Here is a 15,309-nt window from a genome sequence, read left to right as displayed (position 1 = left end):
ATCACAACAGTGCGGATAAAGCGCTCTACATCTCCGCAGAGCGCTTTATTCCCCATGGACGGATTGAACTGATGCATTACTTTAGGGAGCAAAGCATCTCCAACAGTTACCACCGCTACGGTAATCTGGGGCTTCATGCCCTTACAAAGGAGAACACATGATGGAAACACCCGTAATCATCTCATTTACCGCCTATATGCTGGCGATGATCGCGATAGGAATCTACTTTTATTTTGAGACCAACGATCTGAGCGACTTTGTTTTGGGAGGCCGCAGACTGGGGCCGGGTGTGACGGCTCTGAGCGCCGGAGCTTCGGATATGAGCGGCTGGCTTCTGCTGGGATTGCCGGGGATGATGTATACCGACGGAATCGTCGGCAGCTGGATCGCCGTAGGATTGATCATCGGCGCCTATCTGAACTGGCACTATATCGCCAGGCCGTTGAGAGTCTATACTCACCATCTCGGCGATGCGATCACTATACCGGATTACTTTTCCAACCGTTTCGAAGACCATTCTCATACACTGCGCATTGTGACGGCAGTGGTCATTCTCCTCTTTTACACCCTATATACCTCATCGGGACTGGTCGGGGGAGCGAAACTGTTTGAAGCGACCTTTCATCTTGAATATTCTACGGCTCTGCTGGTCGGGAGTTTTATCATCGTTTCCTATACTTTTTTGGGGGGATATAACGCCGTGAGCTGGACCGACTTTATCCAAGGGATACTGATGATGCTGGCGCTGGTGGTTACACCGCTGGTGGTGATCTTTCATCTCGGGGGTATCAATGAGGGGCTTGCGATTATCCGATCAGCCGATCCTTCCAAACTCGACATCATCAGCGGAACGTCCTTCATCGGTATTCTTTCTCTTCTGGCATGGGGACTCGGGTATTTCGGACAGCCCCATATTCTGGTGCGCTTTATGTCGATACGTCATGAAAATGAGATGGAACGGGCAAAAGCGATCGGGATGAGCTGGATGATCCTCTCGATCCTCGGTTCGCTTGCCGTCGGGTTCTTCGGGTTTGCCTATGTCCTCTCCGAAGGGGTCGATCTGAGCGACAGTGAAAAGATATTTATCACCCTGTCGCAGCTGCTCTTCAACCCGTGGATCGCCGGCTTTTTGCTCGCCGCCATTCTCGCCGCCATTATGAGCACCATCGACTCCCAGCTGCTGGTCTCCTCTTCCGTCCTGACCCGCGATATTTACCATGTCCTTTTGCATAAAGAGGCCTCGGATCGTGAACTGGTCTGGGTAGGAAGAGCGACCGTCATCGTTATCGCGGTGATCGCATGGTATCTCTCTACGGATCAAAACTCCAGTGTCCTTAAACTCGTCGCCTATGCATGGGCAGGATTCGGTGCCGCATTCGGTCCGCTCATCATCCTCTCCCTTTTCAGCCCGAATATCACCCGGCTCGGTGCCATTGCCGGAATGATCGCCGGTTCACTCACGGTAATAGTGTGGAAACAGCTGGAAGGGGGAATTTTTGATCTGTACGAACTCCTGCCCGGTTTTATAGCGGCATGGATCGCGATCCTCGTGTTTAGCAAGATCGGAGAGGGGAGTTCTCCCAAAAGCCGGAGAATTTTCGATGAGGTGCAAGCACGTCTTTCACTCCCGCGATAAACGGCGGGAGAAGATGCTTAACGGAGCGTATTGAGCAGATTATTACTGCGACGCTCTCCCACTCTCTCCAGAGCATAGCGCCACTCGATCAGCCGTAAAATAGAGGTCGTATCGTAATCGGTATGATCGACAAACCCTTTTTTTGCATACGGTGAAATGACGAGGGCAGGAATCCGTGTCCCCGGCCCCCAACGATCCGCTTTTGGTGGGGCGGCATGGTCCCACAACCCGCCGTTTTCATCGTACGTGACGATAATCACCGATTTTTTCCATAGATCCGGTTTGGAGCGCACCGATTCGACGATCTCCCGAACCTTCTCATCCGCCGCTTTGACACTCGCATATCCGGGATGCTGATTATCGCTCGCTAAGGGCTTGAAAAAAACGACATGGGGGAGTTTCCCCTCTTTTAGCTCGCTAAAAAAGTCCTTTTCATCTTTGAGATGTTTCCGCCCCTCGGTACCGGGGGCATAGCGAGCGAAATACAAAAACGGATTGTGGTGGTATTGGTAGTCCACTTCTTTTCCTCTCCCTTCAACCGCTTTATCATATCCGCCGCTATACCATCCCCATGAGACACCGGCATCACTCAGCCGATCACCGATCGTATCATACGCCAGCGGCTGAAGACGCATACCCGGATCCGCATATTTGGCTTTATACGGCGGATGATAAGGCTGGATCGTATTGACCGCGTACCCGTCCGGGGTGAGAATACCGTCATGGACAACCTTCCCCGCCATATCCAATTCATAACGGGGAATCTTCGGATTTACCCCAACATACGGCGTTTGTGCCGCAATAAGCCACTGATGGTTTAAAAATGATCCGCCGAAGGCTGCGGCAAAAAAACGGTCACAAAGGGTAAACTCATGGGCATACTGCCATAGCGCGCTGTCGCGGATATCGTGGTATCCGATACTCAGCCCTTTTTCATTGCTATCACTAACAAACCGGTCATTCTTTCCGCCGTTTATCTGCTGCTGATTTTGATAAAAACGATGAATCAGATCGGGCATAATTTCGTTTTGCGAAAGATAGCTGTCAATCAAAAACGGCTTATTCTCGACCTCTCTCGGAAAACCTGCCAAAACAGACTCCTCCCCCATCAAAAGACGCTGATAAATACTGCCGTTCGCATCGCTTTGAAGGGCATAGGGTGCAAAAGGCTTATCCGACGTATCGGCTCCCTCAAATCCCCGAAACAGATTGTCAAAACTTCGGTTTTCGAGATAGACGACAATAATATGATCGATTTTTGAGCGTGCGTCATCGGCGAACGATAAGGTACAAAGGAGACAAAAGAGTATAAAATTTTTCATAGTGATTCCAATTTTTAGCGGAAGTATACTCTAAAAATTTTACGCTTTTATTACCTTTTTCTCGGTAACAAACCTAAATATGCAGGTGTCCTTATAGATCTATTTTAAGCCCATTCAACAATACTGCTTGACTGTAAGTATAGATTTCTTCCCTATTGTCGCTCATCAGCAAATGCCCGTCGATCAGCAGCGATGCCAGTCCGTGGATCGATGCCCATACTGTTGCCGCTTGCACAATCGGGTTGATCCGTGCAATAGTCCCCTCTTCTTGGGCTTCAAGAAGAAGACCGATAAGAGCGTATAATCCCGTTGCTTGAGTTTCATCTTTGTAATCACATATCTCTTCACGTTCTTTACGGTACATCTCCCCAAAAAGAAGACGGTACAGATTCGGATGTTCTATTGCAAAATTGAGATATGCCCGCCCCATCTTTTCAAATCGCTCTGCTACGCTGTACGTCCGATCTTGAAAAATAGGGGTAAAAAGCAAGTCAAGCTGTGCATATCCTTTTTCGATCACTCCGAGTATCAAAGCTTCTTTACTTGCAAAATGGCGATAAACTGCCGTCCGAGATGTCCCCACCCGACGGGTCAATTCACGCAGTGTAGTCGCATCAAGCCCATCCTTGTCAATCATCTCCAATGCCGTCTGTAACAGCTCTTCTTTGAGATTTCCATGATGGTAGGGAGAAATTTTTTTATCTTTCATAATGACATTGTAACATGCCTAATACAAATATTAAATAATAATGTTGACTTTGTCTACATTAAATGTTAACATTGTCAACATCAAACTTCGTAGTGATAAAAAAGGAACCTATTATGAGGTATACAGCACTGTTGCTCCTCGTCTCCCAATCGCTTATGTGTGCCGATCTTACATCTTTGCTGCCCAATGCAAAAACAAATTTGCGTATTGCATCTGCACGTCTGGAAATCCAAAAATCTGCTGAGCAGCTCGATGAGGCTAAAACGGCCTATTTTCCGACCGTCACGGCAACGGCACTCTATAAGAAAAAAGACAAAACACCCGCCTTCGAACCCAATAAAATCCAAGGTGCCGAACTGGGGGCACAGATCAGCGTTTTTGACGGTTTTCGCCGTGAAGCGCTTCTCGATGCGCTCCATGCATCCATGGCTTCTGCAACCCATTCGCTGGCACAGGAAGAGCAGAATGTCCTCATGGAAACCATCGCGTCCTATTACGATTATCTTGACACCCAAGACCGTCTGAGTGCCAATCAGGAGAAAAAAAAGGAACTCAATGCAGAAGTAGAACGGTACGAGATACTCGTGAAAAACGATCTTGCCACGACCGATATTCTCAAATCGCTGATTGCTTCAAGACTGGAAGCCGATTATGACGAACAAAATCTCAAAATGCTCCTCGAAAAACATCGTAAAAATCTTGAACTCCTAAGCGCGACACCTATTCATGAGGCGATCGAGTACCAAGAACTGGCGCAACCCACTTTGAGGGTCATGGAGCGTCATGACCTGCAAAGTGATCAGGCAAAGATCGACATTTTACGCAATACCGAAGATCGCTATACCTATCTTCCCTCCATCACCCTCGAAGCAAAACACAAATATATGGAATACAGCGGATACGATACGATGGGCGGAACCAATATCCAGCCGCTTAACCAGAACGAAATAACCGCCTCTCTCAGCATGACACTCTTTGATATGGGACGAATCGCAAAAGAGCGCGAACAAGCCCGTATCGATACCCTAAAAGCCAAAAATCTTCTGGATTACAAAACCCAAAGTCTGAACAATGACGCCGAAATAGCCCTTATGTCGATCCAAACTTCCCAACATGCCTATGAAGCGGCCAAAGCCGAAGAAGCAGCGAGAAGCGAAGCATTCGGTTTTATCAAACAACGTTTTGAAGCGGGGCTGGTCAATACAACGACGTACCTGAGTGAACTCACCAACCTGACTTATTCACGAGCAAAAACTTATAATGCCCGCAATACCCTCCAAGTTGCCAAAGCCAGTGCCGCTTATGCGTACGGAATCGATCTTATGACATTAATTGAGGAAAAAAAATGAAAATTGCCCTATTAACAACGCTATGTACACTCTCCTTATGGGGCGATGTTTATGCCACTTTTGAATCTCAAGCGTACCGCGAAGCAGCTCTGGGAATGAACGCTTCGGGGATTGTTAAAACGGTCTCTGTCCAAACAGGTGATCACGTCAAAAAAGGCTCTCTCCTCCTCGAACTCGACAGCACGGAAGAGAAACTCTCTCTACAGATGGCAAAAGCAGATTTGGATGCACTCACCAAAGAGTGCCGATTTTTAAACGATCAATACGCCCGTTATGAGAAAAGTGCACAGGTATTCGATAAAAATACCCTCGATAAGCTCAAAGCTGAGCTGGGTACAAAACTCGCACAGCAAGAACGCTCCCGATTAGCGGTCGCCTATGCCGAACAAAAACTCTCTAAAATGAGACTCGTCGCCCCGTTTGCGGGAAGCATTTCCGAAAAAAATATCGAGATGGGGGATATGGTCTCTTCCATGGGCGGGACACCGCTGTTTAAACTCATCAGCGATCAGACGAAGCTTCTTATCCAGTACGATTCTAAATTCGGATCGCAGGTTAAGGTCGGGTATCGCTTCTGCAGTTCTATCGATGGCAAATCGACAGGAAAATGCTCAAAAATTATCAAAATCTATCCATCCATCAACACCAAAAACCGTCAAATGACGGCTGAAGCCGATGGCTCAGGTCTCCTTCCCGGCACGTTCGGCGACGGCATGATCACGGCGAGATAGGGATCATTATGCATAAAATTGCCATCCTCCGCCCCATTACGACCATCATGTTCGCCCTCGCCCTCATCTTTTTCGGGCTGGTCGAACGCGGCGGTATGCCATCGGCCCTCTACCCCAATGTCGATTTTCCGATCGTTATCGTCACCACCACCTATAAGGGAGCCAATGCCGATATCGTCGAGAGTAAAGTCAGCGACAAGATCGAAGAGGCCGTCAGCGGAATCTCCGGGCTCGATACCCTCAGCTCCGACAGTTCCAAAGGGATCAGCGTCGTCGTCGCCCAGTTCAAACTTTCCAAAGACCTCGACGAAGCGGTCAACGATGTCCGCGATAAAGTCTCCAGTATTCAACTCCCCAATGAAGTGGACAAACCCTCCGTCGACAAATACTCGATTACCTCTTCTCCTGTTATTACCCTCTTTTTAGCGGGAAGCGATACACAGAAAATGATGAAACACGCCGATGAGATTCTCAAACCGCGCCTTCAACGGATCGAAGGAGTCGGCGGTGTCACCTTGGCCGGTTTGCGTAAAAAACAGATCCTCATCACCCCCGATCCCGCCCTCCTCGCCAAATATTCGCTCACCATGAATGATCTGACCGGAATTATTCGTGCTCAGAATATTCGTCTCGACGGGGGGAAAACGGTTGATCCGGCACACGAGATCCAAATCCTGATCGATAATGACAGTAAAACCGTAGAAGCTCTGGCCGCACTTCGGATACGAGAAGGTCTTTGTTTAGGCGATGTGGCAAACGTGAGTGATACGTTGGCCGAAGAACGCAGTTTCGCATCCCTGAACGGTACATCAGGCGTTCTTCTCATGGTCAAAAAGATGACTGGAGCCAATGATATCGCCATCGCCGATGCCGTGCGGGCTCAGCTTCCTGCATTGGCGGCGTTGGATGCGACTATGACCCTCACTCCGCTGCAGGATACGACAGGATATATCCGTGATACCCTCGACGGGGTTCAATTTGACCTTATTTTAGGTTCCGTTCTCGCTTCACTCGTCATATTCTTATTTTTACGGAACTTCACCCTGACGATGATCGCCGCCGTCTCACTACCGGTTTCGATTTTCGGTGTCTTTGCGATCATGGGATGGAGCGGCCAGACGTTTAACCTCCTCACCCTCACCGCTCTCACTCTCGCTATCGGTATCATTATCGACGATGCGATCGTTGTCATCGAGAACATCTTCAAACGGCTTGAAGCGGGTCGTGACCGACTCAATGCCTCTATCGAAGGGGTAAGCGAGATCATTTTCTCCATCGTTGCGATCTCCTCCATGCTCCTCGCCGTTTTCGTCCCTGTTGCTAAAATGAGCGGGATTGTCGGGCGTTTCTTCACCAGTTTCGGGGTAACGATCATCGCCGCTATCGTAGTATCGTTTGTCATCGCCGTTACCCTTATCCCGATGATCGCTTCCCAGATTGCCAAAGGGGAGCACAGCCGTTTTTATCATAAAACGGAGCACTTCTTTGTCAGTATGGAGAATCTATACCGTTCTCTCATCCTCAGCGTACTGAAATACAAAAAGACTACCCTCTTTAGCGCACTCGGTATTTTCATCATCTCTATCGTCCTTTCAGGAACACTGGGGATGGTTTTCATGCCAAAAGAGGATAAAAGCCAGTTTGACATCACTCTGAAAGCTCCTGTCGGAACCAGTGTCAATAGTATGAAACAGCTTTCCCTCGACGTTCAGCGCCGTATCGGAAAAATGCCCGAAGTGGAGTACTGCACCCTCTACGTCGGACGTGGAAATGATCAAAAAGCACACGAAGCAGCACTTTATGTCCGGCTCAAACCGATCAAAGAACGCTCCCGCAGCCAAAGCGACGTAATGAAAGAAACCCGTTCTATGCTGGAGAGCCGTAAAGGGTTTACAATGACCAGCGTTACCGAAGTCAACGATATCGGAGGCTACGAGATCAATACACCGTATCAGGTGATTTTAAAAGCCCAAAATATGGACGACGCGGAAGCCTCGGCACTCAAACTGATGAAACTCCTCAAAAATATTGAGGGGACGACCGATGTGCAAAGCAACATTCAGCCCAAAGCACCGCAGCTGAGCATCACCGTACTCACCCAAAATGCCACTCGCCTCGGAGTCAATGTCGATGAGATCGCCCGTACCGTCGCCAGTGCCTATTCGGGAGATACGACAATCACCTTTATCCGCGAACGGGGAAAAGAGTACGATGTCGTGATGCGTCTGAATGACACCAAACGTGAAAACATCGACGCCCTCAACAGCCTGAATGTCCGAACCTCTTCAGGGATTACCGTGCCGCTCTCAGCGGTCGTATCGATCACCCAAAGCTATGCGCCGACCACGATCAAACGGTTCGACCGTCTCAAAAAAGTAATCGTCGGTTCCGATATCACCAAAGCCCTCCCCCTCGATAAACTCGTCAAAATCGTCAACGAACGCCAAAACGAGTGGTTGGGCCAAGGGGTAGCATTCGAGCTCGACGGCGATGCCAAACACATGCAAGAGAGTAACGAAGCGTTCGGGGTAGCCATCGGTGCGGCACTCGTAATGATTTATCTCATCCTCGCCGCACTGTACGAATCGCCACTGCAACCGCTCATCATCATGAGCGCATTGCCTCTGAGCTTTACAGGGGCGTTTATCGGTCTGTGGGCGGCGGGGATGAACATGTCACTCTTTAGTATGATGGGGCTGATGCTCCTCCTCGGACTGGTCGGGAAAAATTCCACCCTCGTCGTCGATGCCGCCAACCGCCTCCGAGACGCAGGGAAACCTCTCGATGAGGCAATCGTCGAAGCGGGAATCTCCCGTCTACGCCCGATCCTGATGACGACGACGGCGATGTGTTTCGGAATGCTCCCCCTCGCCCTCTCTGTCGGGGAAGGTTCAGGGGTCAAAGGGCCGATGGGGGTTGCCGTTATCTGCGGACTGCTCCTCTCGACGCTTACCAGCCTCCTCGTCGTTCCGGCATTGTATAAAATTCTAGCACCGCTCGATGCGAAACTCCGTAAGCTTTATACGATTAAAAAAGAACCGACAGAATAAACATTATCCTTCCCGCTCCTATGAGCAGGAAGGCACATGCTCCATATTCCCATTCTGTGAAAATTCCTCTGCTATACTTTCACCACTTTTATCAAAGAACTATGAATGAACCTAGACGAATTACAGCACCTCTTACATACGAATGCCACTGCCGTAACCGAAGAGTACACCCGAATCTTTCACGGGCGGGGAAATACCTATGGCGGATACCGGTTTCTCACCGTCGACAGTGTCGATAAAGTCCTCTTTGCCGTTTTGTTTGACGCGGATGCGGAAGAAGATGCGATTGTCTCGATGTTGCGTGATTTCTTTGACGCTGAGGCGAAATGGGATGCATTGGTCATCCAGCAGCGCTATCTCCCCTCATCCCCCTCGGCTGTGGTCGCGGGAGAGCTCCCGGCGCAGTGCTTTGCGATAGAGAACACCCTCAAATACCATATCAACTTCCTCAATGCCCAAAACATCGGATTCTTCCCCGACATGAAACTCGGACGGGAATTTGTTCGTGACCACGCAAACGGGAAAAAGGTCTTAAACCTCTTCTCCTATACCTGCGCTTTCTCCGTAGCCGCCATAGCTGGAGGTGCCGCATCCGTCGTCAACGTCGATATGAACAAAAATGTCCTCTCGATGGGGAGAGAAAACCACCGCCTCAATGCCCTGGATACCAAAAAAGCGGAGTTTATGCCCTACAATATTCTCAAATCGTGGAGCCGTATCCGTAAAGCGGGACCGTATGACCTGATCATTATCGATCCTCCGAGCTTTCAAAAAGGCTCTTTTGCCGCAACAAGCGATTACGAAAAGATCATACGCCGTCTGCATGAGTTTGCGGCAGAAGAATGCACGGTATTATCAGCACTCAATGCTCCCGAACTGGGAACAGAGTTTATCCAAACCCTTTTTCGTGACAATGCTCCGGAGTTTCAGTATGTCGAGAGATTAGAGAATTTGGAGAGCTTCCCCGAAATTGAGGATGAACGAAGTCTTAAAAATCTGATATTTAAACGAGACGCTTAAGGTCTCGCCGCAATCTTCATCGCCAGTTTACGGGCAAACGGAAATACCAAAAGTATCGTCGGAAATGCAATCGCATACGCCACCAGCCATGCATGTATCCATATAGCGATAAAATGATCGACCCATCCAAGATTGATAAATGTGATTGCTCCCGACATGATAAAGCTCATAAAACCCGAAAGCAATGCGGCTTGTACCTGATGGAGGTATTTAACGGAAACCATATACTTCTCCTAGAAAAATTATTGAAAACTACTTTAGCATAAAAGAACGTCTATACTCACTAGGATTTAAACCGGTCATATCCTTAAATAAGCGCCTAAATGTTGAGGCATTGTCATATCCAATATTGTATGTAATAATTTCAAAACTATCATTGGTATTAATCAAAAATTCTTTAGCTTTTTGAACTCGAATTTTTTGTATATAATTATTCGGCAATTCCCCAGTCGCCTTTTTAAATCGGCGAATTAATGTTCTAGTACTTATTGAAATTTGTTTTGCCATTTGAGTGATTGATATTTTTTTCTGGTAATGTTCTTCTATCCAATGCATTAAACATTTAATATCTTCATCATTGTGATTTGCCAAAATTGTTAAATCTTTATAAGGTTTTTGTGACATTCGGCCTGTGTCAACAACTAAATAATTAGCACAACTTTGAGCTACATCTGGAGAAATAAACTTCCGTATTATGTACAAACATAAATCAATATATGTACTGACTCCGCCAGTCGTAATTATATGCCCATCTTCAATAATTATTTTGTCTATATCTACATCTATTAACGGAAATTCTTTTTGAAATTTTGATTCTAATAACCAGTGAGTCGTAGCCTTTTTTCCATTTAGCAATCCGGCCTGTGCAAGTATATAAGCACCTGCACAAACTGAACAAATGTGATTTCCTTCTTGAACCATTTGATATAACCAGTTTGATAATTGTTCATCTTTTTCCATACTAAATTCAATATCTACAATCGGCGGAATAATAACAATATGGTAATTCCCTTTTTTATCCACTTCATTACTTTCTAACTTAGCGTGAGTATTAAAAGATTTGATATTATCTTTTGTATGTACGATTGATACATCAATCTTTTTTCCACCACAAAATAAATTTGCTATCGAAAATATATCTATCATGCCAAGTATTGCAGAAGATAATGAATTATCAATATTTATTATTGCAACTCTAATATCTATATTATTATTATCTATATTACTATTAAATTTCATTATTAACCCAATTGTCATTTTTAGCATTATTTTTGGCAGTTTTACCACTTGTTCAAAATAATATTATACTACATAATTCAACATCAAAATTAAATCACATAAGGATCAAACGTGGAGTATTTAGAAAGTCCCTACACGGCAAAAGAATTAAGAAGTGACGTATTCATTGCGAATAACAATTTCTTGTCATTATTGGAAAAAGAAGTAAGTGATCATGCTGTATTTGATCACCCATTTTTATGTAAACTGGCTAACAATGAATATAATCGGGAAGGAGTAACATTTGTACTTATGCAATTTGGAAAAATTGTTATGCCTTTTACTGCAGCAATCTGTAAATTAATGGGTAATGCTCCAGATATTAAAAGTCGATTCATGTTAATGGATAATTTGTACGAAGAAATGGGGGGTCGTGACATTAACAGTTGCCATCCAATGTTATATCTTAAAATGCTTGATTCTATTGGTGTCTCTAAATATGATCTTGATAACACAGCAACAATTTCATCAATTCGTATCTTAAATGATGCAATTTATGATGCTGTAGCAAATAAATCATTTGCAGTAGGTTGTGCATGGCTTGGATACGGGGGAGAACTTACTATTCCAAATAATTTTCCTTACTTAGTTGATGGTACCAAAGCTTGTTTCGGCAAAGATGTTAACCTTGAATTTTGGGGACGCCATGGTGAACGTGATCAGGTTCATAGCGACGATGCAACAACAGTTTTAAGTATGAATACAATCTTTGAAGAACATGCTGAAATTGCACAATCAGTGAAAGATTCTCTAAATATTCGTGCAATTATTTGGGATGAACTTGAAAAAATATGTGATTCTGAATATTCTAATAATCTTGTAATTACAGGAAAGGAAATCGGCAATCTTTCACCAGAAGTAAAAGTTTTGAGTGAATATTACCGAGCACTCAACAATGCAGACATTCAATTAATGAAAAATAATTGGAGTAAAGAGAAGTCTGCAGCTTTTACAAATCCACTGGGTGGGATTGTCCGTACTCATGAATCAATTATATCAGCGCATAATGAACTCTTTGATTCACCAATTGATATAGATGTAGAGTATTACGATGTACATTTAACATTGATGGATAACGGGTTTCAAGCAGTGGGAAGAGAACGAGGCGTTATGAAAATAGGAAATGAAACAGTAAATGTCGGTTTTAGAACTTCACGTTTATTTGTGAAAGAAAATGGACACTATAAACAGCTTCATCATCACGGTTCATTTGAAGATTTACAAATACAAAATAAAATTTTAGGCACATTATCCACTATGCAATCGGCATAAAATGTTTAAGTTTATAGCACTATTTATCAGCACATTTTTTGTGCCGATAAGCGCATTTAGTAATACCATTTTCATCAACGGTACAATCTATACCGTTAACGATAAACAAGCTTGGGCAGAAGCTATAGTTGTGGACAATAATATTATTAAATATGTTGGTAATTCTAAACAAGCACTTAGATTTAAAAATAACGATTCCGAGATAATCGATTTAAATTATTCATTTGTGATGCCTGGGATTATCGATGCCCATACTCATATAGCAATAGCCTCCATTTTACTGAGTGAAGGCATTAATCTGTTGAAGGTTAAGGGAAAGCAAGCAATACTGAATCAAATCAGGACTTATGCTGATACGCATCCCGATGTTTCAGTTATAACCGGATTTGGTTTTTTCCCCTACACCTTTGGAGCAAATGGGCCAACTGCCGCACAACTGGATACTGTAATTTCCGACAAACCGGTGTTTTTAATCTCGAATAACGGACACAGTGCATGGGTCAATTCTAAAGCACTCGCAATACTGAAAATAACGAAAGAGACTCCCGATCCACAACCGGGTATCCATTTCTATGTTCGTGATGATAAAGGCAATCCTACCGGTTTTTTGGTCGAAGGATGTGCTTTTTGGCCACATCTATCAACCATGGATATTGGAAATCGATCCTCCTTTTACTCTTCACTAAAAAATTATCTTCCGAAGCTTTCTGCACAGGGGATCACTTCTCTGTTCGATGCAGGTGCTCCTGCAGTCGAAACTAAATCGTTTGAAGCGTTACAACAACTTGAGAAAGAAAACGCTTTGCCTCTGCGATATTTTGCTTCCCATTTTGTTCTTTCATCTCAAGATGCCAAAGATACCGCGAAGACGTTTATTCTTTATCAAAAAAAATACAATACCGAACTGCTCACCATTAACAGTGTCAAGTTTTCTAATGACAACTCTGATGATGACCATTTTGCAATGCAATTTGATACAGAACAACTAAAACCATATTTTCTGAATCTGATGCACCATAATATCGATGCGATGATCCATGCAAGTGCGGATGAGAGCGTTCACAGTGCATTGGACGCAATCGAATATGCAAAAAAAAATAACAGGGACACTTATAGTCGTTTTACACTCGCTCATGTCAATATGGTACGAGATAGTGATTTCAAACGTTTTAAAGAGCTAAATGTGATAGCAAATATTCAACCTTTTAATGCTCAGGGTGATGGTTACTACGCTTATCGGTATATGCTTTATGGCGACAAATGGGAAAATAAACTTGCACGATACAACACATTTTTCAAAAATAATGTTGTCGTATCTTCTTCCAGTGATTTTCCGGCATGCAACAATGATTTGAATCAGTGTAGCCCGTTTTATGGTATGGAGATCGGAATGACAAGAGAAAAAATAAATTCTCTAAACAATGCAACAATCTTACCTGATCCAAAAGAGCGATTAAGCTTAACCCAAATGATTAAAACCTATACGCTCAATGCTGCCTATCAATTGCATCAGGAAAAAAATCTCGGTTCTTTAGAAATTGGTAAAAAAGCGGACTTTATTATTTTAAACCGAAATCCATTTAAAAGTAATGCTAAAGAAATACACACCATACAAGTCAACACTACAATAATGAATGGAAAAATCGTTTATGAAAAATCAATTTAATAGAGCATATCGCTCCGTATATCAACAAAATATCTTAACAAGTGGCTTATTTATGCCTATTGAAGCATTCGCGAAAGATGTTCCGGTTATGGATAGCCAAATCGATTTGGCTATCCGAGCAGAAGAACTTGGATTTAAGGCATTATGGTTTAGAGATATTCCTCTTAGAGATCCAAATTTTGGTGATGTAGGACAAATATTTGATCCATTTGTTTATATGAGCTATATTGCTTCTAAAACAACAGAAATTGCATTGGCAACAGGAAGTATGGTTTTACCACTGCATCATCCGATAGATATACTCAAAGCAGCTACCTCTGTAGATGTACTCTCAAGCGGGAGAGTAATTTTAGGGGTTGCCGCAGGAGATAGACCATTAGAGTTTCCAGCATTTAATATACCGTACGCAAGTAGAGAAGAACGTTTTAGAGATAGTATTCTCTATATGAAGTCTTTACAATCTGCACATTTTCCTGTAATTCATAATCCACTAGGTGTTATGACAAACAGTGATATGCTCCCAAAACCTTATGAAAATACTATCTCAATTATGACAACAGGTTATGCCCAGCAATCACTTGAATGGATTGCAAAAAATAGCGACGGTTGGATTAATTTTCCTCGACCATTATTAAAACTTCAAGAGAGTATAAATCTTTGGAGAAAGCTCACTAATCCTTTTGGATTCAAACCCTACACACAAGGCTTGATGTTGGATTTAAAAGAAGATAATGATGCTAAGGCTTTACCGATTCATTTAGGATTTTCTGCCGGAAAACATCACCTGATTGATTATCTCCATCAAATAAAAAGGATAGGAGTCAATCACATTATTTTTTATCTCAAATTATCGAAACGTCCTGCCAGTGAGGTTATGGAGCAATTAGGTAAAGAAGTTTTGCCTTATCTCTAAACCTTTTTCACGGTATGACTGCTGCATGCAATCACGATATTGTTATCCCGAGCATACTCCACGCCCCAATCGATCATCATCGCAAGTATGGGACGGATCGCCTCTCCGTGCGGTGTGAGGCTGTATTCCACTTTCGGTGGAACCTGTTCATAAACCACACGTTTGATCAGCCCGTTTTCCTCCATCTCACGCAGCTGCTGCGTCAGCATTTTTTGGGTAATGCGGGGCATTAGACGAAGCATCTCTCCGTTGCGAAGCACTTTTTTTTCATGCAAATGCCATAAAATAAGCCCTTTCCATTTTCCGCCGATCAGTTCGAGAGTCAGTTCAAAATGGCAATTAAACGGAGATTGAATCATTTTA

The 15,309-nt window shown here is 44.2% G+C and carries 13 protein-coding genes; 8 read left to right on the top strand and 5 right to left on the bottom strand.

The features are described from left to right. Nucleotides 1–160: 160 nt before the first annotated feature. Nucleotides 161–1,636, top strand: a complete 1,476-nt coding sequence (gene putP, locus WAO38_RS10490) for a sodium/proline symporter PutP (RefSeq protein WP_422236890.1) — start codon at nucleotides 161–163, stop codon at nucleotides 1,634–1,636. Nucleotides 1,637–1,653: 17 nt separating this feature from the next. Here putP and WAO38_RS10485 read toward each other — a convergent pair whose 3' ends face one another. Both WAO38_RS10485 and WAO38_RS10480 read right to left on the bottom strand, forming a co-directional pair. Further along, nucleotides 1,654–2,958 carry an alkaline phosphatase family protein gene (locus WAO38_RS10485; protein ID WP_422236888.1) on the bottom strand — a complete coding sequence of 435 codons (1,305 nt, stop codon included), beginning with the start codon at nucleotides 2,956–2,958 and terminating at the stop codon, nucleotides 1,654–1,656. A gap of 91 nt (nucleotides 2,959–3,049) precedes the next feature. After that, the gene (locus WAO38_RS10480; RefSeq protein ID WP_422236886.1) at nucleotides 3,050–3,667 is read right to left on the bottom strand and encodes a TetR/AcrR family transcriptional regulator; all 618 of its coding nucleotides are present in this window, start codon (nucleotides 3,665–3,667) and stop codon (nucleotides 3,050–3,052) included. A 113-nt stretch (nucleotides 3,668–3,780) separates the two neighbouring features. Here WAO38_RS10480 and WAO38_RS10475 point away from each other — a divergent pair, with 113 nt between their 5' ends. The 4 genes from WAO38_RS10475 (at nucleotide 3,781) to WAO38_RS10460 (ending at nucleotide 9,817) form a co-directional block, all read left to right on the top strand. Continuing rightward, the gene (locus WAO38_RS10475) at nucleotides 3,781–5,016 is read left to right on the top strand and encodes a TolC family protein (RefSeq protein WP_422236884.1); all 1,236 of its coding nucleotides are present in this window, start codon (nucleotides 3,781–3,783) and stop codon (nucleotides 5,014–5,016) included. Next, nucleotides 5,013–5,747 (top strand): efflux RND transporter periplasmic adaptor subunit, encoded by a 735-nt coding sequence (locus tag WAO38_RS10470; RefSeq protein WP_422236882.1) that lies wholly within the window; start codon nucleotides 5,013–5,015, stop codon nucleotides 5,745–5,747. Before WAO38_RS10475 ends, WAO38_RS10470 begins: the two co-directional genes overlap by 4 nt. Nucleotides 5,748–5,755: 8 nt before the next feature. Then, complete coding sequence (locus WAO38_RS10465) at nucleotides 5,756–8,797, top strand: efflux RND transporter permease subunit (protein WP_422236880.1); 3,042 nt, start codon at nucleotides 5,756–5,758, stop codon at nucleotides 8,795–8,797. A gap of 105 nt (nucleotides 8,798–8,902) precedes the next feature. Continuing rightward, entirely contained in the window at nucleotides 8,903–9,817 is a 915-nt protein-coding gene (locus WAO38_RS10460) for a class I SAM-dependent methyltransferase (RefSeq protein ID WP_422236878.1), read from the top strand. Here WAO38_RS10460 and WAO38_RS10455 read toward each other — a convergent pair. Together WAO38_RS10455 and WAO38_RS10450 are read right to left on the bottom strand one after the other, a co-directional pair. Beyond that, nucleotides 9,814–10,041 carry a DUF2798 domain-containing protein gene (locus WAO38_RS10455; protein WP_422236876.1) on the bottom strand — a complete coding sequence of 76 codons (228 nt, stop codon included), beginning with the start codon at nucleotides 10,039–10,041 and terminating at the stop codon, nucleotides 9,814–9,816. The genes WAO38_RS10460 and WAO38_RS10455 overlap by 4 nt on opposite strands. Nucleotides 10,042–10,069: 28 nt before the next feature. Continuing rightward, nucleotides 10,070–11,074: a GlxA family transcriptional regulator gene (locus WAO38_RS10450; RefSeq protein WP_422236874.1), complete on the bottom strand. Its 1,005-nt coding sequence runs from the start codon at nucleotides 11,072–11,074 to the stop codon at nucleotides 10,070–10,072. 93 nt (nucleotides 11,075–11,167) lie between these two features. On the opposite strand from WAO38_RS10450, the gene WAO38_RS10445 reads away from it, so the two are divergent. From WAO38_RS10445 to WAO38_RS10435, 3 genes are read left to right on the top strand one after another with little or no spacing between them, the layout of a single operon-like run. Next, on the top strand, nucleotides 11,168–12,367 hold the full coding sequence (locus WAO38_RS10445; RefSeq protein WP_422236872.1) for an iron-containing redox enzyme family protein: 1,200 nt from the start codon (nucleotides 11,168–11,170) through the stop codon (nucleotides 12,365–12,367). A gap of 1 nt (nucleotide 12,368) precedes the next feature. After that, complete coding sequence (locus WAO38_RS10440) at nucleotides 12,369–14,033, top strand: amidohydrolase (protein WP_422236870.1); 1,665 nt, start codon at nucleotides 12,369–12,371, stop codon at nucleotides 14,031–14,033. Then, entirely contained in the window at nucleotides 14,017–14,946 is a 930-nt protein-coding gene (locus WAO38_RS10435; RefSeq protein ID WP_422236868.1) for an LLM class oxidoreductase, read from the top strand. The genes WAO38_RS10440 and WAO38_RS10435 overlap by 17 nt, the downstream gene beginning before the upstream one ends. On the opposite strand, the gene WAO38_RS10430 is transcribed toward WAO38_RS10435, so the two are convergent. Then, entirely contained in the window at nucleotides 14,943–15,305 is a 363-nt protein-coding gene (locus tag WAO38_RS10430; RefSeq protein WP_422236866.1) for a winged helix-turn-helix transcriptional regulator, read from the bottom strand. The genes WAO38_RS10435 and WAO38_RS10430 overlap by 4 nt on opposite strands. Nucleotides 15,306–15,309 lie beyond the last annotated feature (4 nt).

This window comes from Sulfuricurvum sp. (assembly GCF_049277495.1).
In the GTDB taxonomy this organism is placed as follows: domain Bacteria; phylum Campylobacterota; class Campylobacteria; order Campylobacterales; family Sulfurimonadaceae; genus Sulfuricurvum.
The sequence above is the reverse complement of the archived record's forward strand: the minus strand, read 5'-3'. Positions and strand labels throughout refer to the sequence as shown.

What these genes read in the sequence shown, in the direction of transcription:
- putP (WP_422236890.1), top strand. Translation starts at nt 161, where the DNA reads ATGGAAACACCCGTAATCATCTCATTTACCGCCTATATGCTGGCGATG.
- WAO38_RS10485 (WP_422236888.1), bottom strand. Translation starts at nt 2,958, where the DNA reads ATGAAAAATTTTATACTCTTTTGTCTCCTTTGTACCTTATCGTTCGCC.
- WAO38_RS10480 (WP_422236886.1), bottom strand. Translation starts at nt 3,667, where the DNA reads ATGAAAGATAAAAAAATTTCTCCCTACCATCATGGAAATCTCAAAGAA.
- WAO38_RS10475 (WP_422236884.1), top strand. Translation starts at nt 3,781, where the DNA reads ATGAGGTATACAGCACTGTTGCTCCTCGTCTCCCAATCGCTTATGTGT.
- WAO38_RS10470 (WP_422236882.1), top strand. Translation starts at nt 5,013, where the DNA reads ATGAAAATTGCCCTATTAACAACGCTATGTACACTCTCCTTATGGGGC.
- WAO38_RS10465 (WP_422236880.1), top strand. Translation starts at nt 5,756, where the DNA reads ATGCATAAAATTGCCATCCTCCGCCCCATTACGACCATCATGTTCGCC.
- WAO38_RS10460 (WP_422236878.1), top strand. Translation starts at nt 8,903, where the DNA reads ATGAACCTAGACGAATTACAGCACCTCTTACATACGAATGCCACTGCC.
- WAO38_RS10455 (WP_422236876.1), bottom strand. Translation starts at nt 10,041, where the DNA reads ATGGTTTCCGTTAAATACCTCCATCAGGTACAAGCCGCATTGCTTTCG.
- WAO38_RS10450 (WP_422236874.1), bottom strand. Translation starts at nt 11,074, where the DNA reads ATGACAATTGGGTTAATAATGAAATTTAATAGTAATATAGATAATAAT.
- WAO38_RS10440 (WP_422236870.1), top strand. Translation starts at nt 12,369, where the DNA reads ATGTTTAAGTTTATAGCACTATTTATCAGCACATTTTTTGTGCCGATA.
- WAO38_RS10435 (WP_422236868.1), top strand. Translation starts at nt 14,017, where the DNA reads ATGAAAAATCAATTTAATAGAGCATATCGCTCCGTATATCAACAAAAT.
- WAO38_RS10430 (WP_422236866.1), bottom strand. Translation starts at nt 15,305, where the DNA reads ATGATTCAATCTCCGTTTAATTGCCATTTTGAACTGACTCTCGAACTG.